Raw genomic sequence first — 25,457 nt, forward strand, 5'->3', positions numbered from 1 at the left:
CAGGAACTCGCCTGCGGCTCGTTGCGGAATGAACTCCGCTGGTTTCCTGTGGTTTCCTGTGGTTTCCTGTGGTTTCCGCGCTACAGGCTCCCTCTTATTTAGCGTAGGCTCATGCCCGTTTCGTGCTTCGCACCGAAAGCAGGACCTTTGGGCTGCCGTCTTTCCTAGTGTAGCCCGTGGCCAATTCATATTTCCAGTTCAAGCAATTCCGAATAGAGCAGGCGGAGTGCGCCATGAAAGTCAGCACCGATGCCTGCGTGCTAGGAGCGGCCGCCGACATAGCGGATGCCCACCGCATTCTGGATATTGGCACCGGCACCGGCTTGCTGGCCTTGATGGCGGCCCAGCGCAACCCAACCGCCCACCTCGAAGCCGTGGAATTGGATGAAGCTGCCGCCGCCCAGGCCCAAGCCAACTTCACCGCTAGTCCCTGGATTGACCGGCTCACGCTGCACGCGCAGCCCCTGGCCGCCTTTGCCGCTACCCAACCCGCTCCCTTCGACCACATCCTCTGCAATCCGCCCTTCTTCCGGCACTCCCTGCGCCCCCCCGATACCCGCCGCGCCACCGCCCGCCACACCGCCCCCGACACGCTTTCTTTCACGGAACTAGCTTGTTTTGCCGCCAGTTTCCTGGCCCCCGAAGGGCGCCTAACCGTGCTGCTCCCGCCGCCCGAAATGCAGCATTTCGAACTAGAAGCTAGTCGAGCAGCTTTGTTTCCTCATACTCGGCTTGTGCTCCGACACCGGGCTGGCAGCAAGCCGCTGCGCCACATTACCACTTTCAGCAGGCAGCCGCAACCGGTGATGCAGCAAGAACTACTGGTGACGGAAGGCGAGGAATACTCCGCAGCATTCCGGGCGCTGCTAGGCCCCTTTTACCTGGCTCTATAAGAGGACAGATATGTTGTCCTAGGCTTCGCGCTATAGCCTCTGTAGGCTAGAAACGGCTTTCTTTACTTTTCAGGTAGCAGTTGCCGCACCTGCGCTAGTTTCTCCTGATAGAAACCATCGAGCAGGTCGTGCTGCACCTGGCCGAACTCGGTGGCGGCGTAGCGGCGGCGCACGGTGTTGTCGGCCAGCACGGTGAGTTCGTCGCAGAGTTCGGTGAGCGAACCGAGCAGGTGCGAGGTAAGCAGGATGCCGGTGCCCTGCTGGCGCAACCGGCGCAGGATTTCCATTAGCAGCAGGTTGGTGTTCAGGTCGAGGCCGTTGAAGGGCTCGTCTAGTATCAGGTAGCGGAATGGCTGCACCAGCAATGCCAGCAAGGCCAGCTTCTTTTTCATGCCCGCCGAATATTCTTCGGCGTACTGGTCGAGGGGCAGTTCCAACAGCTGGTTCCACGGCTGAAAATCCATTACCGGGCGGCCACGGGCTTGCAGCGTGAATTCCAGGTACTCGCGGCCCGTCAGGCGCGGGTAGAAATACGGCTCGTAGGGCAGCAGGCCGGTATTGGGCCGGATGGGCAGCCCAGTGGTTTCGCGTACGGTGCCTTGGTAGTCAGCGTGCAGGCCGTAGAGGCAATGGAGGAGCGTGGTTTTGCCGGCGCCATTGGCTCCTACAAGTCCGTGCAGCGTGCCCGGTTGCAGGTTTAGGCTGACGTCGCGCAGCACTTCGTGGGGCCAAACCGTTTGGAGAGCTGGTGTATTTCAATCATGGCGAAAAGTGGAGAGTTGCTGCCGGCTTTTCCAGATCAACCCCAGAAAGACAACGAACAGCAGCGCCGGATAAATAGGATGCCCGAACAGCAGACAGGTCGTTAGTACCCCACCCTGCGTTAGGCGCACCAATAGGGCATGCGGGTAGAATGCATACCGAGCCAGCACAACCATGCCCAACACCGCCGCTCCCCAAAGCCAGAGGGCTGCTGCCCCACCCCAACCGGCCTGGCTCAGGCTCATGAGCAAAACAAACGGCGCGGTCGTTGCCGAATAATACAGCAGCGCCAGCGCCACGCGCCGCCGCAGCCACGCCCCCGGCTGCCGCAGTGCGGGCAAGAGCATGGTCCATGGCTCTGGCGTACCATAAAACGACGACAGATATAGCACCCAAACGCCTAGCCCCAGGGCGGACGCCAATCCGTACTGTCGCCACCAACCCGCTGTTAGCACCAGCGCCAATCACCCCAGCCAGGTTCCGGCCTGCCGGAAGCCACTTACCCACTCGAATGCCTCACTGCGAAACACACTGTGCCTGCGCCGAGCAGTTGCGCGGGTTCGCGCCGCCGGAACCCACGCCGCAAGCGGCGCCAGCATCACCGTCAGCAGCCCCGCTCCTATCCGCCCGAAACCAAGCAGCACCAGAGCCACTGGCAAGCTCCATAGCGCGTACTCCATGGCCAGCCACGGCCGGAAGCCTGGCGCAGTTAGGTACAAAAAATCGAAGGCGGCGCGGCGGCGGTGCTGGCTTACTATCATCAGTAGCACCAGCAGCGGCACCAGCCATTGCGCAGTTTCGGTAGTGGAAAGAAGTACGAGTCCCCTGCCAACCGCAACGAGCATCATGGAGCCCAACAGCAGAATCCGCCACCAGCCGAGCTCAGTCACTTGCCGACTCATCATCCGCCAACGCAGCAGCAAGTACGATTTCATAAATACGAAGCGCGAGTTATGATGAGCCAATGGTATGGCGTAGTGCTACGAATTGTTCGGAATGCTGTGCGGGGCTAGTATCGAAGCTGTTTAGGAGGTTACTCGCCGGTCCTGCTTCGACTGCGGCGGCGCACCCTGATCTTGAGGCGCCACCTACGGACGCCAGATCAAGCAGGACCGGCGAGTAACCTTCTAAACAGCTTCATAGAGTGGTTTCCTTTTCCACGAACTTAATATTGTAGTCGGTGGCTAGTTCTTCCAGGATAGGCTGATACAGGTCGGCGTGGGTGGGTATAACGACACCGCGCCGCGTTATTTCGCCGCGTACCAGGCGGCGCACGGCCATGGCCACGGGTAGCCCGACGGTTTTCGCCATGGCCGTGTGGGTAGCATCGTCGCCGAGCACGACCAACGAAGCGGTTAGGTGGTGCCGCTGCCCGTTTAGCTCGTAGTTGAACAAGTGCTGCATCACAATCATATCGTGGTCATCAGGCTGAAGCTGCCACTTCCTGGTTAGGAGGCGCTCTAGCAGTTGGGCGGGCGTGGCATCGGCCTGGCCTACCGCTTGGTCGGTGAACAAACCTAGCCATTGGAGCCGCTGCATTTCGGGGCCGGTGAAATGCAAGCCGAGGAAATCGGCGCACCGCATGGCCAGCTCGGTTTCGGTGGTGGCCCGCGGTACGGCAACTGGCAAGTACGCCTCCACTAGCTCCCGCCACGTCAGATCGGCGGCATTACCCAGGCGCCCCGAATCGTCGGTTAGCCCTAGGCGGACCAGGGCATCCCAGGCGGCGCAGTAGCCGGGCCGCCGCAACGTACCTCGCAGAATAGTAGGTATGTTTTCGAGACCGTACGGGGCACGGTAGCTGAGCGAGTCGCGGTTGGCGTAGCCCTCGAAGCTGCCGTAGCCGGGCACTTCTATGGTGGCCGGATGGGCAAACAGTCGTTGGTAGGGGATGAAGCGCGGATGCCCGTTTTCCAGGTACTTCGCGGTGCCCTGGCCCGCCAGCACCACGTTGCGGGGGTTCCAAGTGAACTTGTAGTGCCACGGATTGTCGCCTTCCGAATCAGGCGCCAGCAGCCCGCCGCAGTACGAGTGGAACGACGTGATATGCCCCCCCTGCGCCCGTACCCGCTCAATTACGGCCATAGCCGACATATGATCCAAGCCGGGGTCGAGCCCGCACTCCATCAGGATGGTGATGCCCGCGGCCCGCGCCTCTTCTTCCAGCGCCCGCACTTCCAGGCTCACGTAGCTGGCCGTAACCAGGTGCCGCTGGTATTGCACGCAGGCCCGTGCCACGGGCGCATGAAACTGCGTCGGCAGCATGGAAATCACGATATCTGCCTGTGCCACCAGTTCCACAAGGTGCGTTTCGTCGAGTATATCAAACGACACCGCGTGGGCATATTCAGTGTGGGCAGCCAGCACAGGCACCAAATGCGCCGGGTTTACATCAGCAACCGTAAGAAACCAGTTTTCGGCAACCGCGTGGCGCAACAGATACTGAATAAGCGAAGTTGCCGAACGGCCAGCCCCTAGCAGAAGAAGACGAGTCATGGAAATTATTTAACAAGTAACATGTATCAATTAACAGAACTGTTGGCGCAGCCAGCAGGGCTTTACTACCAATAGGCCAAAGCTGCCAGTGATTGGAACCTTGCTTTTCCAACCGAAAGCCAAGTCTAACAAAACTTAGTTTACCGCGAACCAGCTGGCACCCAATTCAGAACCTAGTCTTCAAGTAGTGGCTGGCTGCTACTTCTTTTTCGCCGGTTATTTCGCTGCGTTAAATGTTACCGGTTAAATGATAATTGTAGTACATTCACCGCCCCTTACCCAAGCGGGCCGGCCACCGTACCGGAATCTCTTTCACTTCCGCCTACGCAATGGCCTATCCGCTCCGCCTCACCATCGACGTCGAGGTTCTTACCGAAGCCGACCTTACTCCCGCCGAAGCTGCTACCTGGCAAGCAGCCCGCGCCGCCACCGACCATGCTTATGCCCCCTACTCCCACTTCCACGTGGGCGCTGCGCTACTGCTCGACGACGGCACCATCTTTCGGGGCACCAACCAGGAAAATGCTGCTTTTCCCTCGGGCCTTTGTGCCGAACGCACCGCGCTGTTCGGCTTAGCTGCCACTCAACCCGAACGCCGCATTGTAGGCATGGCTGTAGCCGCTCGCCCCGCCAACGGCGACTTTGTGGCCGTAACCAGCTGCGGCGCCTGCCGCCAGGTAATGGCCGAATACGAACACCGCCAGCACCAATCCATTCCGCTGCTCCTACCTAGCCCCGATGGCAGCATCTACCGCTTCCGCAGCCTCAGCGACCTACTGCCCTTCGGCTTCTCCGCCGACGATTTACCGAAGGCAAGAGTGCCTGAGGTGTAGCCGAGTAAGGATGAGAACCGACTCGATGGCCGACCTGTGCTCCGTTCGGCAATAGGCACTGCTTTTTGCTTCTCACCCGTTCTGCTACGCCAAGCTTAAGCCTCATTCCAGCTTTCCTTATGTCGGCTCAGGAGCACCACCTACCCGTTACGCGTACGGCCCGCTATTTTCAGTTAGGCGAGGTGTCGGCCGCTACCCGGCAGGTGTGGTTTGTGTGCCATGGGTACGGGCAGTTAGCTGCCTATTTCATAAGGCACTTTGCGGCCCTTTCTGCCGCCGACCCTACCTTGGTCGTAGTGGCTCCCGAAGGCCTATCGCGCTTTTATTTGCAAGGTCCCAACAACGGCCAAGGCCGTATTGGCGCCACCTGGATGACGCGGGAAGATAGATTAATTGAAATCGAAGATTACGTAGGCTACCTTAACCAGCTAGCCGATACCCTGCTAACGCAAGTGCCATCAGAGGTGCGCGTGACGGTGCTTGGCTTCTCGCAAGGCGCGGCCACCGTAAGCCGCTGGCTGGCCCGAGCTCACTTCCGCCCGGCCCGGCTTGTGCTGTGGGCCGGCGCCTTTCCACCCGACATGGAGTTTACGGTTGCCACCCAACTGATGCGCAACCTCCCCGTCACCCTCGTCTGCGGCGACGAGGATGAGTTCATTAAACCCGCCGGCGTCGAAAAACAGCGCGAGTTTCTTTGGAGCCTCGGAGTCGAGCCTGAGGTGGTACACTTTGTCGGCAAGCATACGTTGGATGCCAACGTGCTTCAGCAACTCCACGCGCGCAGTAAGTACTAAATAAGCGCCATTTCTTCACCGTTTTACAAAAATCGTATCCCTCTGAGCCAACAAAAAAGCCCTAACAAATGGAGCTTTTTTGTTGGCTCAGAGGGATGAGTGGTAGCGCGGAAATCTGTTCCGCGACGAGCGGAGCGAGTATCCGGTACTGCCCTACCGCGTAGGAACTCGCTGCGCTCGTCGCGGAACAGATTTTCGCGCTACACGCTAAAGTACTTGTCTACTCTTTTCGAATGACGGTGGCGGCCGCTTGGGCAGCAGGCAGAATCAATACTTCGGCAATGTTGACGTGGGGCGGACGGGTGACCATGAACTGAATCAGGTCGGCTATGTCCTCGGCCCGCAACGGCTCGAAACCTTGATAGACGCCGGCGGCCCGGTTGTTGTCGCCTTTAAAGCGTACCTGCGAAAATTCGGTTTCCACGGCGCCCGGGTTCACCTCGGCTACCCGGATGTGGTGGGGCAGCAAGTCCAGGCGCATGCCTTTCGTGAGGGCCGCTACGGCCGCTTTCGAAGCGCAATACACGTTGCCATTGGCATACGTTTCGTGGCCGGCAATAGAGCCAATGTTGATGATGTGGCCTTTCTGACGACGCGTCATGGTGGGCAGCAGCGCCCGGCTCACGTAGAGCAGGCCTTTTACGTTGCCATCCAGCATGGCGTCCCAATCCACGGGGTCACCGTCTTGAATGGGGGCCAGTCCGTGCGCATTTCCAGCATTATTGACAAGCACCTCAACCTCGGCAAACTCGGCGGGCAAGCTGGCAACGGCCGCGTCTACTGCGGCTTGGTCGCGCACATCAAACGTAAGAATGTGTACCGGCACGGGTGCTAGTTCCTGCGCCAACTCTGCCAGCCGCTCTCGCCGCCGCCCGGTCACGACCAGCTGAAAACCAGCCTTGCTCAGCGCCACCGCCGTAGCCCGACCTATCCCCGACGAAGCACCCGTAATGAAAGCAGTCTGCATATTTTTAATTGTTGAATGGCTGCATTGTTAAATGGTTGTTCTACTGCTTCATTGAACGACCAACCATTTAGCAATGCAGCCATTAAGCCATTAAGCCATTAAGCCATTTAAATTACTCAAATGTGAGATACAGCGTTACGGTGTTGCTGCGCAGGCTGCGCACACTGTTGCTGTAGATGTTGTTTTCGGGCAGGTACAGGTTCTTGAGCCCGTGGGAAAATCGCAATTCCGGAGCAAACTTGAAGAATGGGTAGAACAAGTCCAGCCCTACGCCATATTCAATGGCTACGTCGGTGTTGTCAGCAGTAATCAGGTTCCGTTCCTGGTCTTTGCGGCGGTTGCCCACGTTTACGCTTGGCTTTATCCCTCCTACTACATAAACCCGCGTGTTGCGGCGGCGCTCTGAGTGGAACTTGAGCAGCAACGGAAAATCAGCCTGCGTGGACCCAATCTCTTGGTCCACAAGTTCTGCGGGGTCGTCAGGGTCGGAGGTATTAGCCGTGTAGCCTGCTGGCTTGAACTCAAGCTGGCGGGTAATGAAGCTTACGCCTGGCGCAAACCGCAGATTGAAATAGTCGCCGAGGCGAGCATCACCGACAAACCCCACCGAGAAGCCCGGACCATTCAGCGCGTTAACTGATACGCCTCGGTTGGTACCTAAATTCTGGACGTAGGCTTGCGACTGCTCCACCTTGAAGCGTGAAAAATGCGGCGCAATGTAGAAACCGGGATGAAACCATTTGTCGTCGTAGCCCGGCAGGTTATTCACGGTGATGGATTTCACCCGTCCGTTTTTGGCGCGGCTGGCGCTCGTCTTGCTTTTGCGCTGGGCCTGCGCCCCGAACGAGGTAGCCAGAGCCAACAGAATCAGTAGCGTGCAACGGCTTACTTGTGAGCGGTGTAGATGGAGCTGATGCCGAATGTGAGGGGTTGCCATGCGGGAGTGTTGAAGCCGACTTCCTGGAGGATAGCCAAGAAAGCCTGACCGTCCGGGAAGGCCTGCACCGATTCGGGCAGGTAAGTATATGCGGAGTTGTCTTTGGAAATCATCTTGCCAAAGACGGGAAGTACCCGCTGAAAATAGAAATTATACGCCTGCTTAAGCGGAAACGCGGTAGGTTTAGAAAACTCCAAAATCACCAGCTTGCCGCCTGGCCGCAGAACCCGCCGCATTTCGGCTAGGCCTTTGGTTAGGTTTTCAAAGTTGCGCACCCCAAACGAGGCCGTAACGGCATCGAAGTGGTTGTCGGGGTACGGCAGGTTTTCCGAATCGCCTTGTTCCAACTGAATGCGGTGGGTTAGGCCTTTTTCCTGCAGCTTACGCCGGCCGACTGCCAGCATGCCTTCGGAAATATCAACGCCCGTTATCTGCGCATCGGCCGAAGCGGCCCGCAACGTTTCGATGGCGAAATCGGCGGTGCCGGTGGCAATGTCGAGGATGCGGGCCGGCCGTAGGGCCTTTAGCTCGCTCACCGCTTTGCGCCGCCAGTAGATGTCGGTGCCCGCGCTCAAGAAGTGGTTCAGGAAGTCATATTTGCCCGCAATGCTGTTAAACATGTGGGCTACCTGGGACTTCTTGCCAGCGGTGTCATCTTTATAGGGTACTACGGCCATGGGTCTGGGGCGAACAACGAGGGTTCAGGGGCAAAATTGCCCAAACATAACGCCTTACGAGCCATTATGTTGAAAAAAAGCGGGCCAGGCATAGTGCCCGGCCCGCTTTTTATGCTCCATTCAACAGCTTAGTCGTTGTCGGTCTTCACTTTGACTTTCTCGCCGGTGGCATCCTTGGCCTTTGAATCGATAGTACCATCCTTGCTGATGGTCTTGCTCTTCTCGTCGTTGGCACCTTTGGTTTTCACCTTCACTTTGTCGCTGTCCTCGTCTACTTTAGTTTTCACCTTCGTGCCGTCAGCTAACTTGGCCTTGCTCTTGCCCGGCTGCAGCTGCGCCGCGCCGCCCGGGGCCGAGGAAGTGCTGGTACCCGCGCCAGCGCCAGTATCGGTCGTGGTAGCTGGAGCAGCACCTGGCGTCAACACCGGCGCAGCCTCACCTTCCTTCACAATCGGACGGAACTCTACGCGGCGGTTGAGCTGCATGTTCTCCGGCGAATCGTTGGCCGCGGCCGGACGACGCTCGCCGTAGCTTACCGTCACCATGCGCGTCTCGCCAATACCCGCTTTCTTCAAGTAGTTATACGCGGCATCGGCGCGGTTCTGGCCCAGCACGATGTTGTACTCGTCGGTGTTGCGGGAGTCGCAGTGGCCTTCGATAGAAATGTTAACCCCAGGATTTGCCTTCAGGATCGAGCTGATGCTTTGCAGCTCGGTAATCGACTCGGGCCGCAGCTTGTACTTGTCGGTATCAAAGTAGATGTTCTTGAACGCTACCTGCGACGTCGTGTCGACGTACGGCACGTAGAAGTTTTTCTCTACCACCGTGGAATCGTTGGTGGAAATCGGCACGGCAAATTCTTCCGTGATGATGTTAGTCCCGTCCTTGGTTACGGCTACCTGGTACGAACGACCCGACAGCACGCTTACCTGATAGTCGCCAGTGATAGGCTTGGTTACGTCGCGGTAGCTGAGGGCTGTTTTATCGGCCTGCGTGCCGCTGAATACCAACTCCACCCCCGGAATTACGGTGCTGTCGCGCTGCGAAAACACCTTACCACGGATCGTGGCGTTCTTGATGTAGTTGATGGTGTAGATGTCCTTTTCCCCGTAGCCGCCAATGCGGTACGACGACAAGTAAGCGTAGCTGCCATCGGGGCTCAAACGATAATAGGTATCATCGTCAGGCGTGTTCACCGGATAGCCCATGTTCTCGGGGCGGCCCCATCTTTTAGCTATCGAGTCGTACTCCGACTTGAAGATGTCGTAGCCGCCCATCGTGTTGTGGCCGCGCGACGAGAAGTACAGCGTTTTGCCGTCGCGGCTCAGGTACGGGCTGTCGTCGTCGTACTTGGTGTTGATGGCCGTGCCCATGGTCTTGGCTGGTCCCCAGTCACCACCAGCTTGCCGGGTGGCGAAGTAAATGTCGAGCGAACCATCTTCCGAATACTTACCGGTCGAGAAGTAGATCGTGAGGCCGTCCGGTGTGATATAGGCATCCGACTCGAAGGCTTTCGAGTTGACGTTTTGGTTTAGCTTCTTAGGCGCCGTCCAATCACCGCCCGACTTCTCCGAGTAGAAGATGTCGCCGTTCTCGTCCTGGCGATACATGAGTAGCTTGGTATCATTATCAAAAAGTTGGGTGGAAGCATCGTGGCCTTTACCGTTCAACACCCCGCTCAACGAGCGAGGCTTGTCCCAGTTTTCGTCGTCGATGCGCTTGGTTTCGAAGATATCTTCGTAGTACTCGCCGTCGGTGGCGAGGTTGCCGCCTTTTTTGTCGCCGGTGTTACCAGCCCCCGTCACGTTTTCGCCGCGCGAAGTGAAGAGCAACAGCTTGTCATCGGCCGAAATAACGGGGCTGTGCTCGGCGTACGGCGTGTTCACTGTGGGGCCGAGGTTTTTCACGAAGATATCCTTGGGGCTGTTGAACTGCACCTTGGCGTTCTTCGAGTGCTGAATCAACTGGGCCAGCTCGGCTTTGCGCGTGTCCTTGGGCTTGAGCGTGACGTTGTAGGCCTGGAAGTGAGCAATGGCCTCGTCGAAGTTGTAGTTTAGGTGGTCGACGCGACCGAGCCAGTATTCTACATCCTTGGAAACCTTAGGCTTCAGCTTTTGGGCTTTGTAGATATAATCACTGGCCTTCTCCTTATCAAACGACATGTAGGAAATACCAGCCCGGAACAAAGCTAGAGGATTGTTCGGCTCCTTGGCCAACACTTGCTCATAGAAAGGGATAGATGCCCGATAGTTCTCTTGCTCGAAGAACTTATTTGCGGTCTTGAGCTGCTTGCGGGTGCTCTGAGCCAACGCGGGCTGGGCCACGGCGGCAGCAAGAGCGAAGGCGCAAGAGGCTTTCAATAACCTTCTGACTAAGTTGTTCATTGTTGGAGGGGTTTGAAAAAATAAGGAGATGCGGAGGAGTTTGGAGAGAAAACTGCGGGCGCAAATAGTGGCCAGGCCGGTTTTAGTTGAGTTGCCTCGTTATACTGAAAACCCGTATCAGGGTTAAGTTGGGATGCTATTTTTCACTAAGTAAAGCTCTGAAAAGAACTCTTTTTAGAGATTAATGCTTTTTAGTTATTTGCTCGTTAGAAAGCAATTTGCGGGCAAAGATAGAAATTTTATAATACGGCCTTAATCTCATCCAACTACTTCTCGAGTATTTATAAATTTAGATTTATGCGGACACGGGGGCCTAGCTCGTTTTCATTAATAAATTACTAGGTATCGCGCAAATATAGACGAGCTTCAGATATAGCAATGGTTTTAGATGAAAATTTATATTCTCAAGATTTAGTATTCTAACCTCTTAACTTTGTACGGAAACTAGTTTACTGCTGTATGCAAATTCGTGAAGCTGAATTTTTGATGAGTAACACGCGGGTCGACCAATGCCCGGCGCCTACTCTGCCCGAATATGCGTTTATCGGCCGCTCCAACGTGGGCAAGTCCTCGCTTATCAACATGCTGACCGAGCGGCGGGGCTTAGCTAAAACATCTTCTTTACCTGGCAAAACGCAGTTAATTAATCATTTTCTTATTAATAAGACGTGGTATCTGGTGGATTTACCAGGCTACGGCTACGCGAAAACCAGTAAGGTAAATCGGGCCGCTTGGACCCGAATGATTAATTATTATTTGCGGCAGCGCCCCAACTTAGCCTGCGTATTTGTCTTGATAGACTCGCGCCACCCGGCCCAAAAAGTAGACCTGGAATTTATGGAAATGCTGGGTACCGAAGGCATTCCTTTTGTGATGGTATTTACCAAAGCCGACAAACAATCAAATAGCCGGACCCAACAACAAGTAGCTGATTACATGAAAAAGATGTCGGAAAACTGGGACGAGGTACCCCAACATTTTATTACGTCCGCAGAAGAAAAGACGGGCCGCGACGAAGTATTAGCCTTTATCGAGAATGTAAATCGGCAGCTGGCCGAAGCACAGCAGAATGCATAAATTGGCCCTGTAATTGCCAGGACCGCGGGCGGCATAGTTGCCTTGCATCTCCACAACTCTTCTCTGATTCCAACTCCCATGAAAAAAATCACTTTCGCACTGGTACTGGGCCTTTGCGCTGGCTCCGCTTCCGTTTTTGCGCAAGCTACGAAGCCCAAAGCGGCCACTCCGGCCCCAGAAACCGCCCCTGCTCCTGCCGCCGCTGCGCCTCAGCATCAGGCTGGTGGTGTCAACAAGGCTATTCCGGTAGCCGAGTATTACGAAGGCGGTCAGGAAGCCATGTATGCCTTCATTGAGAAAGAAAAGAAGTACCCCATTCTGGCCAAGCGCAACCGCATTCAGGGCACCTGCGTGGTGAGCTTCACCCTGACCACCAATGGCACACTGGAGAACGTGAAACTGGTTACCAAGAACATTGGGGGCGGCCTTGGCGAAGAAGCCCTGCGCGTGGTTCGGCTGCTCCAGTTCAAGAAACCTGATTACGCGGTGCTCACTAGCTTGCCTATTGTATTTAAACTGACGGCGCCGGGTCAAGCCGCCGCTACTGAGTAACTTTGCCTTTTCCAACAACTGTACTGTACTTATGCCCTACGACCTCAAGGAGATTGCCGCCATCAGCGGAATGCCCGGTCTGTACCGCCTCGTGAAGCCTACTCGCGCCGGGGTTATTATTGAAAGCCTGGATGCCAAAGCCGCCCGTTCCGTCGCTTCGGCCCGCAACAAGGTGTCGCTGCTTCAGGAAATTTCCATCTACACCCAGGACTACGACCAAACCGTACCCCTGACCGAGGTGTTCGACCGGATTCATTTAAAATACGGCACCGAGCTAATGGTAACCCCCAAATCCGAGGACCGGGACCTGAGCGCCTTCATGGGCGAAATCATCCCCGACTACGACCGGGAACGGGTGTACATGTCGGATATCAAAAAGCTGGTGCAGTGGTACCAGGCCGTGAGCAGCACCCTGGAATACCAGGCTCCCGCCACGGACACGGAGGAAGCTGCTACCGCTCCAGCCGAAGAGGTTGAAGCGCCAACGGCTGCCACTACCGACGAAGCACCAACTAAAAAGTCGAAAGTGAAAAAGAAAGCGGATGACACTACCGCTGACCAAGAATAGCTGCTAGCTTCTCCTGAATTAATAAAAAGCCCGCCGGATACACTCCGAGCGGGCTTTTATTTTATCTACTGGTGAAGAAGCGGGAGCTGTGCGTTACTTCCTTTTAGCTGGCTTGCTGCTCCTGCGCCAGAAACTCCTCGGCTTGCTCTACCAGCTCTTTCGAACCGATGAAGAGCGGGCAACGGGCGTGCATGTCCTGAGGCCGGATTTCCATGGTGCGCATTTGGCCGTTACTGGATTTGCCACCGGCTTGCTCTACAATAAAAGCCATCGGGTTGCACTCGTACATGAGGCGCAGCTTGCCGTCGGGCGACTTGCTGGTGGGCGGGTAGATGTAGATGCCGCCTTTGAGCAGGTTACGGTGGAAATCGGCGACCAGGGAACCAATGTAGCGGGCCGAGAAGCCATCTTGCTTGCATTGAGCCACGAAGGCGGCCACGCCCGGCGAAAAAGATTCGGAACTGCCTTCGTTTATAGAATACACCGTCCCGCTTTGAGGGGTGATGATCTGCGGGTGCGATAAGAAGAATTCACCTAAAGAAGGCTCGTAGGTAAAACCGTTGACGCCGTTGCCGGTGGTGTACACCATCATGGTGCTGGAACCGTAGATGACGTAGCCGGCGGCCACTTGGTTGGTGCCCGTTTGCAAACAATCGGCCAAGCTGCCTTCTGTGCCGGTGGGCGACACCCGGCGGTAGATGCTGAAAATGGTGCCGATACTAACGTTGACGTCGATGTTGGAAGAGCCGTCGAGCGGGTCGATGGCCACGATGTACTTGCCTTGCACGTTGCCGGTTTGGATAACCTCTTCGTCTTCCTCGCTGATAATGGTGCACACCTCGCCCCCGTTGCGCAGCGCCCGAATGAAGCGGATATTGGCAATGACATCAAGCTTTTGCTGGTCTTCGCCCTGCACGTTGCGGTTGCCGTAGGCCCCGGCAATATCAATGAGGCCGGAGCGGTTGATTTCACGGTTCACGATTTTGGCGGCCAACGCAATATCACGCAGCAATTGGGAAAGCTCGCCGGTTGCGTAGGGAAAATCCTCCTGTTTGCGCATGATAAAGCGGTCCAGGGTGGTGCCAACGGGCAACGCCAGCTTGTCGTGTTGATTCATATAGGGGTAGGAAGATGAACGTCGGGGTGTGGTCAAAATTAACTGCTTTTTCGGGCTTGGGAAAGCGAAATTTCGCTCCACATATAGTCCTTTTAGTTGGAAGGGGCGCCATAAGCATTCTAGTTCGCTAGTCGTCTACCGAGCGTCATTTCCTACATTTGAAGCCATGCTGCACTCCCAACCTCTTAAGATTTATAAGTTCGGCGGCGCTTCGGTGAAAGATGCCGGGGCCATCAGCAACCTTGGCCGCATTGTGCGGACACACGGCGCCGATGGGCACCTGCTGATCGTGGTATCGGCCATGGGCAAGACCACCAACGCCCTGGAAGAAATTTTCCAGCTCGCCTACACCGGCCAGGAATACACTGCTCTTCTAAAGCAGCTAACCGAGTTTCACCGTTCTGTAGCGCACGAACTGCTGCCCGGCAACAACCACGACGTAGACAACCCCACCACCGAGCCGAGCCTGGAGCAACTGCTCGAACAGCTCGGCGACCGGCTGGCCACGCTTAGCACGGGTGATTTCAACAAGCAGTACGACCAAGTGGTAAGCTTCGGCGAGCTGCTGGCCACCCGAATCGTAGCCAGCGCCCTAGGCGCGCAGTGGCTAGACTGCCGCCCCCTGCTCCGCACCGACCACGCCTGGCGCGAAGGCCGCCTCGACTGGCCTACCACCGAGCGCAACCTCACCGCGGCGGTGCCTGCCCTACTCGCCCACGGCCCCGTCGTGACGCAAGGGTTCCTAGGCGGCACAGCCAGCGGCCACACCACCACCCTAGGCCGGGAAGGCTCCGACTACACGGCTGCTATTTTCGCTTACTGCCTCGGGGCCGAATCAGTAACCATCTGGAAAGACGTAGCGGGCCTGCTCAACGCCGACCCCAAGATTTTCGACGATACCGTGCGCTATCCGGAAATCAGCTATCAGGAAACCATTGAAATGGCGTACTACGGGGCTTCCGTTATTCACCCCAAAACCATCAAGCCGCTGGCCGTGCGCCAGATTCCGCTGTACGTGAAGTCGTTTGTGGACCCCACGGCCGAGGGCACCAAGATTCACGACTGCCGGCATGGGCTGTTGGTGCCGGCTTTTATTCGCAAGGTCAACCAATGCCTGATTTCGTTTGAATCCAAGGACCTCACGTTTATTTCCGAGGAAAACCTGGAGGTGATATTTGGAGCGCTGGCGCAGGTACGGCTCAAAATCAACCTGATGCAGAACTCGGCCATCAGCTTTTCCGTCTGCACTGATTTTTCCACTTACCGGCTGGAGAAGTTGCTGGCGGCCCTGCGCGGGCAGTTCACCATTCACTACAACACCGACCTGGAGCTTTACACGATTAAGAACTACGACACGGCCAGCATCCAGCGCCTCACCAAGGACCGGGAGCTGCTGTTGGAGCAGCGTACGCGCCAAACTTTCCAGTTCGTGTGCCGGTAGCAAGTTGGGGCCGGCGTCAGGGCCGTAGTAGTTTCCAACTCTTTTGCTGAGTAGCGTATACGGACGGTTCTTAAGCGAATAAATAGCTACGGCTAGTGCTTGTTGCTATTTCACCTGCTCGCGTTACCAAGGCACTACTTCCTCTCTTTTTTCTCTCCTTCACTACCTAATCCCCTCCGCAAATGGCTGTTCTTGTAGGCAAGCGCGCTCCTTCTTTTAAAACGAATGCCATCGTCAACGGCGAATTTGAGGCAGACTTTTCCCTTGACCGTTACTTAGGCAAAAAGCACGTTCTGTTCTACTTCTATCCTGCCGACTTCGCCTTCGTTTGTCCCACCGAAATTCTGGCTTTTCAGGAGCGACTGGCCGATTTCGAGGCCAAGGGAGTTGCCGTTGTGGCCTGCTCCACCGATACGCAGTACGCGCACATGGCTTGGCTGCAAACCCCACTCGAAAACGGTGGCATTCAGGGCGTAACCTACCCCATGGTAGCTGACGCCAGCAAAACCATTGCGGCCAACTATGATGTCCTTGGGGGCCGCTACGACTATAATGAAGCGGGAGAAATGGTTTTTGTTGGTTCGCCGGTGGCTTATCGGGGCCTGTTTCTGATCGACAAAGACGGCATCGTTCGCCACCAGCTCGTAAACGACGGACCGCTTGGCCGCAATGTAGACGAGGCGATGCGCATGGTAGACGCGCTGCAGCACTTCGAGACAGCCGGCGAAGCGTGCCCGGCTAACTGGCATTCGGGCCAGAAAGCGCTGAGCAACACCCGCGAAGGGCTGGCTAAGTACTTTGGAGCGCGCCATTCTTAAGGGGCGTTTGCCGTCCAAACTATCGGCAGCAGGTAACTACCAGTTGTTCGCTGTACTTTTGTGCAGCTTTCTGCTTGTTGATCCGGGGTTTTAGCCTCGTTGATTTCGGGTGGAAACCCGTACCCGGCAACCAGAATTCAACATTTGCTTTTCCTGTACATCGTATCCTTACGCCTCTATGCGCTGCTGCTGCGGCTGGTGGCGCCCTTTGTGCCGAAGGCGGCGCAGTGGACGCAGGGCCAGCGCAACTTGCTGCCCCGCATTCAGTTGGCCCTCCAAAACGAAACAGCCCCACTGGCTTGGTTTCACTGCGCTTCACTCGGCGAGTTCGAGCAAGGCCGGCCCCTTATCGAGGCCTATGCGCAGCAGTACCCAAGCCACAAAATAGTACTGACTTTCTTTTCGCCTTCGGGCTACGAAGTACGCAAGAACTGGCCCGGGGCGGCGTATATATTCTATCTGCCGCTGGATACTGCTATTAATGCGCGCCTTTTTCTGGCGGCGGTGCGGCCCCGGCTGGCGGTATTTGTGAAGTATGAGTTCTGGCACAACTTTCTAACGGAGCTGCAACAGCAGCGGGTACCAACCATTTGCGTATCGGCCATTTTCTGGCCTCAGCAAGTGTATTTCAAGCCTTGGGGCGGCTTCCACCGCCAGATGCTGCGCAAGTTCACCCACGTCTTCACCCAAAACCAAGCGTCGGTGGAGATGCTGCGCACTATTGGGGTGACCCGGGCCAGCGTGGCCGGCGACACGCGCTTTGATACGGTGGTGCGTACGGCTGCCGCCACGCCCCGCCACCTGCCGCTCCTCGACGCCTTCACCGACGATTGGGTGCCAGTATTCATCATTGGCAGCTCTTGGCCCGAAGATTTGCCGGTGCTCACGCCACTGCTGCAGAAATACCAGCACGAGCTGCGTTTCATTGTGGCGCCCCACGAAATCGGGGAAACGAATCTGCGGCTGGTAGAGGAAGTGTTGCCCGGCCGGGTGGTGCGTTACTCCCGCACCGATACGGCCACCGTGGCCGGAGCCCGAGTGCTGCTCATCGATAACGTGGGCCTGCTCAACCAACTTTACCGGTTCGGCCATTATGCCTATATCGGGGGGGCTTTTGGCAAAGGGTTACACAACACACTGGAAGCCGCGGCCTTTGGCTTGCCGCTGTTTTTCGGCCCCACGTACCAGAAGTTTCAAGAGGCGCAGGACTTGGTAGCGCTAGGTTGTGCCTTCCCCGTTACCTCAGCCGAAGAGCTGGAAAGAGCCTTCTTGCCGCTATTTCACCGCGAAGAATTTCGCCTCAGAGTGCAAGACCTCGGCCTGGATTACGTATACGACCACAGTGGCGCTACCAAAAAAATCATGCAATGGCTGGCTAGTGAAGTGGTGAAATAGTGAAGTTGTGGGGTTGGTTTCTGTCTGCACAATACATCCTATTGCACGGTTTGCACCATTGACGCTAGCTCAACAAATTTCAAACTCACCATTTCACAACTTCACCATATGACCGGAACCATCGTTAAATCTACGGGCTCGTGGTACGTGGTGCGCGAAGTGGGCACGGGGCAACTGCACCGGTGCCGGCTGCGGGGCAAGTTCAAGATGAAGGGCTTGAAGGTGAGCAACCCGCTGGCCGTGGGCGACCAAGTGGAGTTTACGGTGGAAGAGCAAACAGAAGGCGCGGGCGTAATTCACCACATCGAGCCGCGCCGCAACTACATCATCCGCCGCTCGGTACACAAAACCGAGCACGCCCACATTGTAGCCGCCAACCTCGATTTGGCGATGCTGGTAGTAACCTTGGCCTCCCCCGCCACCTCGTTTGGCTTCATCGACCGATTTTTGGTAACGGCCGAGGCCTACAGCATCCCCGTAACGCTGATTTTCAACAAAACCGACCTCTACGACGAAGACCTAAACGACTACCAGGGCCAAATTCAGGCGATGTACCAGCGGATAGGATATCCGGGGCTGCGCTGCTCGGCGCACACCGGCGAAGGGGTAGCGGCTATTGATGCGTTGCTCGAAGGCCAGACTACGCTGCTTTCCGGGCATTCGGGCGTGGGCAAAAGCACGCTTATCAACACCCTAGTACCCGACCTCGACATCAAAACTGCCGAAATCAGCGAGTTTTCCGATAAGGGGGTGCACACCACTACTTTCGCCGAAATGTTGGAAGTTCGCCCCGGCACGTTCATCATCGATACGCCGGGTATCAAGGAGCTAGGCCTTGTTGATATGAAGCCGGGCGAGTTGGCGCACTTCTTCCCCGAAATGCGGGCTCTGCTCAACCAGTGCCGCTACCACAACTGCCAGCACACCCACGAGCCCGGTTGCGCCGTGCGCGCCGCCGTCGATCAAGGCAAAATAGCCCTTCCCCGCTACGACAGCTACGTAAGCATGCTGGAAGCCGACGACAACCGGCGGTAAATGAGTGAAGTGGTGAATGAGTGAATAAGTGGAATGGAGTGGAGTGGTGTATGTCAATTTAGGCTAACTACCACGCCATTCGCGCCGTAGGCTACTTCACTCATTCACTCAGTCACTCTCACCGTATGAATATTGCATTTCTTGGCCTTGGCAATATGGGCGAAGCCATGGCGACCAACTTGTTGAAAGCCGGCCATCAGCTTACTGTTTATAACCGGACGGCCAGCAAGGCGGCACCCTTGGAGAAGCTTGGCGCTACCGTGGCGGCTACTCCCGCCCAAGCAGTACGAGAGGCAGCTATTGCCTTCTCCATGGTCACCGACGACGCAGCTCTCGAAGCCTTGTGTACCGGTCCGGATGGGTTGCTGCCCGCTCTGCCCCAAGGCGCCGTACATGCCTCCTGTAGTACCGTAGCCCCCGATACGAACCGTCGGTTAGCGGAAAAGCATGCGCAGCACGGGTCGCAGTTGGTGGCGGCACCGGTGTTTGGCAAACCCGATGCGGCAGCAGCGGCCAAGCTCTGGCTGATTATGGCCGGCGACGAGGCTGCCAAGCAAACCTTAAGGCCGGTGCTGGAGGTGTTGGGCCAAGGAAGTGCCCAAGATTTCGGCCCCGACCCAGGGGCCGCCAACATCATCAAGCTTTGCGGCAACTTCATGTTGGGCGCTGCCATCGAAGCCATGGCCGAAGCCTTCACCCTGGCTCAAAAAAGCGGCCTCGACCGGCAGCAGGTCTACGAGTTCTTTACGAGCACGCTCTTCAATGTGCCCGTCTACAAAGGCTACGGCAAGCTGGTGGCCGAACGCCACTACCAACCCGTTGGCGCCACGCCCGCCATCATCCGCAAAGACTTACGCCTGGTGCTCGATGAGGCCCGCACCCAAGTGGTGCCTATGCCCCTAGCTAACCTTGTTTTCGACCGACTTTCGGCCACCATGGCCCAAAACGAGGAAGTGGATTGGTCTGGCTTTGCAGAGCGCGTGGCCAAAGATGCAGGTCTGTAGCGTGATAACATCATGCTGACGACAGGAAGCATCTCGCGTGCTGATGTTGTAGTGCCAACTCCCATGCTGACGAAGAAACATCAGCAGGTGAGGCACTTCGATTCTTGGCTTGATGCGCCACGTACCTCGGCAAGAACTCACCTACAAGCAGCTTCCTTTCTGGTTACAAAAAAAGCGCCCGACTGTATCAGTCGGGCGCTTTTTGTTTGTGAGTCGGTTAGCTTTACTCAGCTTTAGGTAGCACTACGCCGTCGATAACGTGCGTAACGCCGTTGCTGGAAATAACGTCGGGAATTTGCACGGTGGCGGGGGCGTCGGTACCGTTGCTTACCATCACCTTACCGTCTTTCACGGTTAATGTCAGCTTCTGCCCGTTGACGGTGGTCAGTTGCTGGCCGTCTTTTAGGTCTTGCGCCAGCAGACGGCCGGCAATAACGTGGTAGGTAAGCACGCCTTTCAGCTTGTCTTTGCTTTCGGGCTTCAGAAGGCCGTCGAGGGCACCTTTAGGCAGTTTGTCGAAGGCCGCGTTGGTGGGCGCGAAAACGGTGAACGGACCCGGACCGCTCAGCGTACCGTCGAGCCCTGCTGCCTGTACGGCCTTCACCAGCGTCGTTACGCTGCTGGCTTGCACGGCATTCTGCACGATGGTCTTGTCCGGGGTCATGGCTACGCCATCCACCATCACACCTTCTGGCTTGGCCATGCGCGCCGAATCCGTCATCATAGCTGCCGAGTCAACGGTGGTGGCTGTTTCGGTCGTGGTTGAGGTGGCCGTTTCGGCGGTTTTGTTGTCGCCACAGCTACCGAGGCCAAACGCGAACAGACCAGCCGACAACAGACCCAAGGAATTAGTGCGCAGAGAATTATTCATAAAATGCAGAACAGTGATGTGGTGAAGTGAAAAGAACATGCTTGCAGCTTTGCAATGCACAAATATGTTACGAAACTCCACAATGGGGCGGATGTTTCCCGGATTTCAAAATAGCTACCTTTACGCCAAGCCGACATGTGTCGGCCGGCACTCATTTCGCCTGAGTGCTCGTTCCATCCGACTGTTTCCCACAAACATGAAAACTGCCGAAATCCACACCAACCGTGGTGTGATGAAAGTTGAATTCTACGAGCAAGATGCTCCAAACACGGTGAAGAACTTCACCGATCTGGCCGAGAAAGGCTTTTACGACGGCCTGAAGTTTCACCGCGTCATTCCCAACTTCGTGATTCAGGGCGGCTGCCCGAACTCGCGCGCGGGCGCTAAAGGCAACCCCGGCTCCGGCGGCCCCGGCTACAAAATCGACTGCGAGCTAACTGGCGAGCACCAGTACCACGAGCGGGGCGCCCTGAGCATGGCCCATGCCGGCCGCAACACTGGCGGCAGCCAGTTCTTCATCGTCCACGACCGTCAGAACACCGCCCACCTCGACCGCAACCACACCGTGTTCGGCAAAGTGGTAGAAGGCCTGGAGGTAATTGATCAGATCAAGCCTAACGACGAGATTCAGAAGATTGTGGTGAGTGAGGAGGCGTAGCTCAGCTCCTGCCCGGTGTAGAGACGCATCCTTGCGTCTCGGCGTCCGCGCCATGTGGGGTAGCCCGAGTAGATAGCGCAGCCATTTCTCCCCATACGGCGCGGACGCTGAGACGCAAAGATGCGCCTCTACACCAAGCCAATGCCAAACGCCCCACGCACCTTTCGGTACGCGGGGCGTTTTAGCTATTGTGAAGGGTGAAAGACTACCGGCGACGACCGCGCTGGGGTTTCTCGTCTTCATCGTCATCGTCGTCATCTTCGCCGAAGCTCGGCATGGTGAACATCGAAGACAATAGGTCTTTGAATTGGGCCCCGGCGGTGAGGCGGTTACGAGAAATCAGGCTGTATTCGGCCAGACCGTGGAGCAGGAATTCCATCAGGAAGTAGGTGGTTTCCTTGTCCTCTTTGGGGTGCAGCTCCGTCACGACGTCGCGCAGGCCGGGCACTTGGTCAAGGGCGGCGCGGTAGTCTTTGTCGGAAGCATCGTGCAGGATGTCGACGGTGTTACCGCTACCGAACCACTCCTGCACCGTTTTGTAGGGGCTGGTACGGTTCTTTAGCTTCTTGGCTTTGTCGGGATCGGGGAAGTAGTTCAGGAACAGCGTGCGGATAGCTTTGCCCATCAGCTTCTCGGCCACAATGCCGGCTCCCTCCTGCTCGCCTTCGTACACCAGCTCCACCTTACCGGTTACAGCGGGCACGGCCGAAATAAAGTCACCGACACGTACGTACGTTTTTTTATCGCTGTTGATGAGGGCGCGCCGCTCGGCTCCGGCTATCACCTGCTCGTAAGCCGAAATAGTGAGACGGGCCGACACGCCACTTTTGGCATCCACAAACTCGGAGGCGCGGGCTTCAACGGCAATTTGCTCCACCAAGTCGTGGATGATTTCGTTGCTGGTTACCAGGCCGAGCTGCTCTTCTTTGATGCGCGCTTCCTGCTTGGTGATGCGCTTACCGATTTCAATGGACTTCGGATAGTGCGTAATAATCTGCGCGTCGATCCGGTCTTTGAGCGGCGTCACAATGGAACCCCGGTTGGTGTAGTCCTCGGGGTTGGCGGTGAAGACAAACTGCAAATCCAGCGGCAGCCGCACCTTGAAACCCCGGATCTGAATGTCGCCTTCCTGCAGGATATTAAAGAGCGACACCTGAATGCGGGGCTGCAAGTCGGGCAACTCGTTGATAACGAAAATACCCCGGTGCGCCCGCGGAATCAAACCAAAGTGAATTACCCGCTCATCGGAATAAGGCAGCTTGAGCGTAGCGGCTTTGATAGGGTCGGCATCGCCGATAAGGTCGGCTACGGATACGTCGGGGGTGGCGAGCTTCTCGGTGTAACGCTCGTCGCGGTGCATCCACGCTACGGGGGTGTTGTCGCCGTGCTCGGCTATCAGGTTCTTCGCAAACACCGATAGTGGCTGCAAGGGGTCGTCGTTTAGCTCGGAGCCTTCCACTACCGGGATGTACTCGTCGAGCAAGCCCACCAGCAAGCGAGCAATTCGGGTTTTGGCTTGTCCGCGCAAGCCGAGCAGGTTGATGTGGTGACCGGCCAGGATGGCGCGTTGCAGGTCGGGAATAACGGTTTCCTCGTAGCCATAGATGCCGGGAAACACTTCCGTCTTACTTTGAAGCTTGGCAATCAGATTGTCGCGCAACTCTTGCTTGACGGAGCGCGGCTGATACCCGCTGGCCCGAAGCTGGCCCAGCGTACGAATAGATTCTTGTTTCATCGGGAGTTAGGAAGGGGTATATAGGCCCCAAGTTGTTTAACCGCCGACAGGCGGCAGAGGTTCAGGCGCAAGGTAACTACTGACGCGGGGGCCGTTTGCTAAGTTCACTCACATCATTATGTGATAGCTACTTAACAGCTAGCTGTGTAGTCTTGCATCAACCAAAAAGTTGAAATTAAGATGCGAAAAATTATACGGATAGCGGGTATCAGCCTGGTAGCTTTGGCGGTGCTGGCAGGTATAGGAGCTTTATTTATAAGCGTGCGAGGGGTACCTAGCTATGCCGTGCCTGCCATTCCGCCCCGGGCCGTAGCAGTCACGCCTGCCCGACTGGCGCAGGGCGAAAAGCTGGCCGTTGCCATGTGCGCCGACTGCCACCTCAACAAATCCACCCGTAGCTTGACGGGTGGCCTCCTGGCCGACCTACCCCCGCAGTTCGGCCGCCTTTACGCCACCAACATCACCCAAGACCCTACCCACGGCATCAGCCGCTGGACCGACGCCGAACTGATTGGGTTGCTCCGCACAGGCATCGGTCGCGACGGGCGCTACCGCCTTATCATGCCGAAGTTCGTGCACATGTCGGACGAAGACATCAATAGCTTGGTGGTATTTCTGCGCTCCAACCACGCTTGGGTGCAGCCCAAAGCCGTTGTCTCGCCCCCACAGCAACCCTCATTTCTGGCGAAGGCCCTTACCTACACGGTGATGAAACCAGCGCCCTTGCCCACGCAAGCCATTGTGGAGCCGCCCGCCTCCGACCCCGTGGCGCTAGGCCACTACTTGGTTACGGCGCGCTACCTCTGCTACGACTGCCACTCCCAAAGCTTCCAAACCAACAACGAGCTGGAACCAGAAAAATCGAAGGGGTATTTGGGCGGCGGCAACGAGTTTATTTCCACCGATGGCAGCACCATCACGTCCCGCAACCTCACTATGGACTCCGAAACCGGCCTTGGCGACTGGACCGCAGAGGAATTCACCCGCACCGTGAAGTACGGCCTCTCCACCCGTCGGCCGGTGCGTGCGCCCATGCCGCGGTTTTCGGTGATGAGCGACGAAGAAGCGCGGGCCATCTTCGCTTACTTACAAACCGTGCCCAAAATCAAGGCCGAAGCGCCAGAAGCGCAAGCTACTGTTGCAGCTCGATAGTTGCTGGCGCTCCGGCCTTTAGCTGCTTCGCGCTAGCTACTACAGCGTTTTGCGGCGGTTGCGCTTGTAGTCCTCGAAAATCATGTGGCCGAGGCCTTTCAACGAGGAATAGTAGGCTTTGCCTTGGTTGACTTCGGTGAACTCATTCACAAACTGCTTCAGATACGGATCGGAGGCAATCATGAAGGTGGTGATGGGCACCTTGAGGCGGCGGGCGGCGGCGGCCAGGTTCAGGGTTTTGTTGACCACTTTGCGGTCCAGCCCGAAGCTGTTTTTGTAGTAGCCGCCGGCTGGTTCCTTCAGGCAGGTTGGCTTGCCGTCCGTAATCATGAAGATCTGCTTGTTCGGCGTTTTGCGCTTGCGCAGCAAGTCCAAAGCCAGTTCCAGGCCCGCTACCGTGTTGGTGTGGTAGGGCCCGACTTGCAGGTAGGGCAGATCTTTCACCTCGATCTGCCAGGCGTCGTTGCCGAACACCAGCACGTCGAGCGTGTCTTTGGGGTACTTCTGCTTCACCAGCTCGGCCAGGGCCATGGCCACTTTCTTGGCCGGCGTGATGCGGTCCTCGCCGTACAGAATCATGGAGTGCGAAATATCGATCATGAGCACCGTGCTGGTTTGGCTCTTGTGCTCGTTTTCGCGCACTTCCAGGTCGCCTTCGGCCAGCATAAACTCGTCGGAGAGGCCGTGGTTGAGTTGGGCATTGCGGATCGACTCGGTCATGGAAATCTGGTCGAGCGAGTCGCCAAACCGGAATTCGCGCATGTCGGTGCTTTGCTCGTCGCCTTGGCCGGTGTGCGGGGTGCGGTGGTTGCCCGGACCCGATTTTTTCAGCTTGCCGAAAATCTCCTCCAACGAGCTTTTGCGGATTTGCTGCTCACTTTTGGCGGTGATGTTGAAGGCACCTTTTTTCTGCTCGTCTTCATCGATATAACCTTTCTTTTTGAGGTCTTCGATGAAGTCGCCCATGCCGTAGTCGTCATCGGTGAGGCCGTACTGCTTGTCGAGCTCGTTGAGCCAGGACAGCGTTTCGGCCACATCGCCCGACGTGATGGTGACCAACTGCATGAATATCTTAAACAAAGAGTCGAAGCCTTTCTCGGGCGACTCTTCGGGCACGTAATCTCGGAAACGGAAGCCTGCGGACATAAGGAAGAGGTTGAGTTGTCAGAACAACGGACGGGGAAAGTTGGTTTATAGTTGTTGGTTATTGGTTTTTCGTAACTCACTTGCAATTGGAAGCCCAACTACCGTGAATCTCCACTAGAAGAAAGCCGAAAACCGAAAACAACCA

At 56.7% G+C, this 25,457-nt stretch carries 25 protein-coding genes; 13 read left to right on the top strand and 12 right to left on the bottom strand.

Going from position 1 to position 25,457, the window contains the following annotated elements:
* The first annotated feature begins 176 nt into the window (after positions 1-176).
* Positions 177-893, top strand: a complete 717-nt coding sequence (locus VF639_RS07110) for a tRNA1(Val) (adenine(37)-N6)-methyltransferase (RefSeq protein ID WP_414654677.1) — start codon at positions 177-179, stop codon at positions 891-893.
* A 62-nt stretch (positions 894-955) separates the two neighbouring features.
* Here VF639_RS07110 and VF639_RS07115 read toward each other — a convergent pair whose 3' ends face one another.
* From VF639_RS07115 to VF639_RS07130, 4 genes are all read right to left on the bottom strand, one after another.
* Positions 956-1,612 carry an ABC transporter ATP-binding protein gene (locus VF639_RS07115; protein ID WP_331145199.1) on the bottom strand — a complete coding sequence of 219 codons (657 nt, stop codon included), beginning with the start codon at positions 1,610-1,612 and terminating at the stop codon, positions 956-958.
* A 36-nt stretch (positions 1,613-1,648) separates the two neighbouring features.
* On the bottom strand, positions 1,649-2,077 hold the full coding sequence (locus tag VF639_RS07120) for a hypothetical protein (protein ID WP_331145200.1): 429 nt from the start codon (positions 2,075-2,077) through the stop codon (positions 1,649-1,651).
* A 42-nt stretch (positions 2,078-2,119) separates the two neighbouring features.
* On the bottom strand, positions 2,120-2,590 hold the full coding sequence (locus VF639_RS07125) for a hypothetical protein (protein ID WP_331145201.1): 471 nt from the start codon (positions 2,588-2,590) through the stop codon (positions 2,120-2,122).
* A gap of 202 nt (positions 2,591-2,792) precedes the next feature.
* A complete protein-coding gene (locus VF639_RS07130) occupies positions 2,793-4,151 on the bottom strand; it encodes a saccharopine dehydrogenase C-terminal domain-containing protein (RefSeq protein ID WP_331145202.1) in 1,359 nt (452 codons plus the stop codon).
* A gap of 329 nt (positions 4,152-4,480) precedes the next feature.
* Here VF639_RS07130 and cdd point away from each other — a divergent pair, with 329 nt between their 5' ends.
* Complete coding sequence (cdd, locus tag VF639_RS07135) at positions 4,481-4,984, top strand: cytidine deaminase (RefSeq protein ID WP_331145203.1); 504 nt, start codon at positions 4,481-4,483, stop codon at positions 4,982-4,984.
* A gap of 119 nt (positions 4,985-5,103) precedes the next feature.
* Complete coding sequence (locus VF639_RS07140) at positions 5,104-5,778, top strand: alpha/beta hydrolase (RefSeq protein ID WP_331145204.1); 675 nt, start codon at positions 5,104-5,106, stop codon at positions 5,776-5,778.
* A 220-nt stretch (positions 5,779-5,998) separates the two neighbouring features.
* On the opposite strand, the gene VF639_RS07145 is transcribed toward VF639_RS07140, so the two are convergent.
* The 4 genes from VF639_RS07145 to VF639_RS07160 form a co-directional block, all read right to left on the bottom strand.
* Positions 5,999-6,745: an SDR family NAD(P)-dependent oxidoreductase gene (locus VF639_RS07145; protein WP_331145205.1), complete on the bottom strand. Its 747-nt coding sequence runs from the start codon at positions 6,743-6,745 to the stop codon at positions 5,999-6,001.
* Positions 6,746-6,857: 112 nt separating this feature from the next.
* Complete coding sequence (porT, locus tag VF639_RS07150) at positions 6,858-7,682, bottom strand: type IX secretion/gliding motility protein PorT/SprT (protein ID WP_331145206.1); 825 nt, start codon at positions 7,680-7,682, stop codon at positions 6,858-6,860.
* Entirely contained in the window at positions 7,631-8,359 is a 729-nt protein-coding gene (gene ubiE, locus VF639_RS07155) for a bifunctional demethylmenaquinone methyltransferase/2-methoxy-6-polyprenyl-1,4-benzoquinol methylase UbiE (RefSeq protein ID WP_331145207.1), read from the bottom strand. Before ubiE ends, porT begins: the two co-directional genes overlap by 52 nt.
* A 128-nt stretch (positions 8,360-8,487) precedes the next feature.
* Complete coding sequence (locus tag VF639_RS07160) at positions 8,488-10,743, bottom strand: OmpA family protein (RefSeq protein WP_331145208.1); 2,256 nt, start codon at positions 10,741-10,743, stop codon at positions 8,488-8,490.
* Positions 10,744-11,202: 459 nt separating this feature from the next.
* Between VF639_RS07160 and yihA the strand changes: the two genes are divergently transcribed.
* The 3 genes from yihA (at position 11,203) to VF639_RS07175 (ending at position 12,940) form a co-directional block, all read left to right on the top strand.
* On the top strand, positions 11,203-11,820 hold the full coding sequence (gene yihA / locus VF639_RS07165; RefSeq protein WP_331145209.1) for a ribosome biogenesis GTP-binding protein YihA/YsxC: 618 nt from the start codon (positions 11,203-11,205) through the stop codon (positions 11,818-11,820).
* A gap of 78 nt (positions 11,821-11,898) precedes the next feature.
* Positions 11,899-12,372 (top strand): energy transducer TonB, encoded by a 474-nt coding sequence (locus tag VF639_RS07170; RefSeq protein ID WP_331145210.1) that lies wholly within the window; start codon positions 11,899-11,901, stop codon positions 12,370-12,372.
* Positions 12,373-12,403: 31 nt separating this feature from the next.
* On the top strand, positions 12,404-12,940 hold the full coding sequence (locus VF639_RS07175) for a DUF5606 family protein (protein WP_331145211.1): 537 nt from the start codon (positions 12,404-12,406) through the stop codon (positions 12,938-12,940).
* A 103-nt stretch (positions 12,941-13,043) separates the two neighbouring features.
* On the opposite strand, the gene fbp is transcribed toward VF639_RS07175, so the two are convergent.
* Positions 13,044-14,057: a class 1 fructose-bisphosphatase gene (gene fbp, locus VF639_RS07180; protein ID WP_331145212.1), complete on the bottom strand. Its 1,014-nt coding sequence runs from the start codon at positions 14,055-14,057 to the stop codon at positions 13,044-13,046.
* A 166-nt stretch (positions 14,058-14,223) separates the two neighbouring features.
* Here fbp and VF639_RS07185 point away from each other — a divergent pair, with 166 nt between their 5' ends.
* The 5 genes from VF639_RS07185 (at position 14,224) to VF639_RS07205 (ending at position 19,750) form a co-directional block, all read left to right on the top strand.
* Complete coding sequence (locus VF639_RS07185) at positions 14,224-15,498, top strand: aspartate kinase (RefSeq protein WP_331145213.1); 1,275 nt, start codon at positions 14,224-14,226, stop codon at positions 15,496-15,498.
* Between the two features lie 182 nt (positions 15,499-15,680).
* Positions 15,681-16,316 carry a peroxiredoxin gene (locus VF639_RS07190; protein ID WP_331145214.1) on the top strand — a complete coding sequence of 212 codons (636 nt, stop codon included), beginning with the start codon at positions 15,681-15,683 and terminating at the stop codon, positions 16,314-16,316.
* A gap of 144 nt (positions 16,317-16,460) precedes the next feature.
* Positions 16,461-17,711, top strand: a complete 1,251-nt coding sequence (locus VF639_RS07195; protein ID WP_331145215.1) for a 3-deoxy-D-manno-octulosonic acid transferase — start codon at positions 16,461-16,463, stop codon at positions 17,709-17,711.
* 108 nt (positions 17,712-17,819) lie between these two features.
* Positions 17,820-18,746, top strand: coding sequence for a ribosome small subunit-dependent GTPase A (gene rsgA, locus VF639_RS07200; protein WP_331145216.1), 927 nt, complete (start codon positions 17,820-17,822; stop codon positions 18,744-18,746).
* A gap of 77 nt (positions 18,747-18,823) precedes the next feature.
* Positions 18,824-19,750, top strand: coding sequence for an NAD(P)-dependent oxidoreductase (locus VF639_RS07205; RefSeq protein WP_331145236.1), 927 nt, complete (start codon positions 18,824-18,826; stop codon positions 19,748-19,750).
* 223 nt (positions 19,751-19,973) lie between these two features.
* Here VF639_RS07205 and VF639_RS07210 read toward each other — a convergent pair whose 3' ends face one another.
* Positions 19,974-20,621 carry a fasciclin domain-containing protein gene (locus VF639_RS07210; RefSeq protein WP_331145217.1) on the bottom strand — a complete coding sequence of 216 codons (648 nt, stop codon included), beginning with the start codon at positions 20,619-20,621 and terminating at the stop codon, positions 19,974-19,976.
* Between the two features lie 196 nt (positions 20,622-20,817).
* On the opposite strand from VF639_RS07210, the gene VF639_RS07215 reads away from it, so the two are divergent.
* On the top strand, positions 20,818-21,279 hold the full coding sequence (locus tag VF639_RS07215) for a peptidylprolyl isomerase (protein WP_331145218.1): 462 nt from the start codon (positions 20,818-20,820) through the stop codon (positions 21,277-21,279).
* 205 nt (positions 21,280-21,484) lie between these two features.
* Here VF639_RS07215 and VF639_RS07220 read toward each other — a convergent pair whose 3' ends face one another.
* Entirely contained in the window at positions 21,485-23,014 is a 1,530-nt protein-coding gene (locus tag VF639_RS07220) for a sigma 54-interacting transcriptional regulator (RefSeq protein WP_331145219.1), read from the bottom strand.
* Between the two features lie 180 nt (positions 23,015-23,194).
* On the opposite strand from VF639_RS07220, the gene VF639_RS07225 reads away from it, so the two are divergent.
* Complete coding sequence (locus VF639_RS07225) at positions 23,195-24,166, top strand: c-type cytochrome (RefSeq protein WP_331145220.1); 972 nt, start codon at positions 23,195-23,197, stop codon at positions 24,164-24,166.
* Between the two features lie 39 nt (positions 24,167-24,205).
* Here the strand turns inward: VF639_RS07225 and VF639_RS07230 are convergent, their stop codons facing one another.
* A complete protein-coding gene (locus VF639_RS07230) occupies positions 24,206-25,312 on the bottom strand; it encodes a vWA domain-containing protein (protein WP_331145221.1) in 1,107 nt (368 codons plus the stop codon).
* Positions 25,313-25,457 lie beyond the last annotated feature (145 nt).

Source organism: Hymenobacter sp. (assembly GCF_036387835.1).
Taxonomy (GTDB): domain Bacteria; phylum Bacteroidota; class Bacteroidia; order Cytophagales; family Hymenobacteraceae; genus Hymenobacter.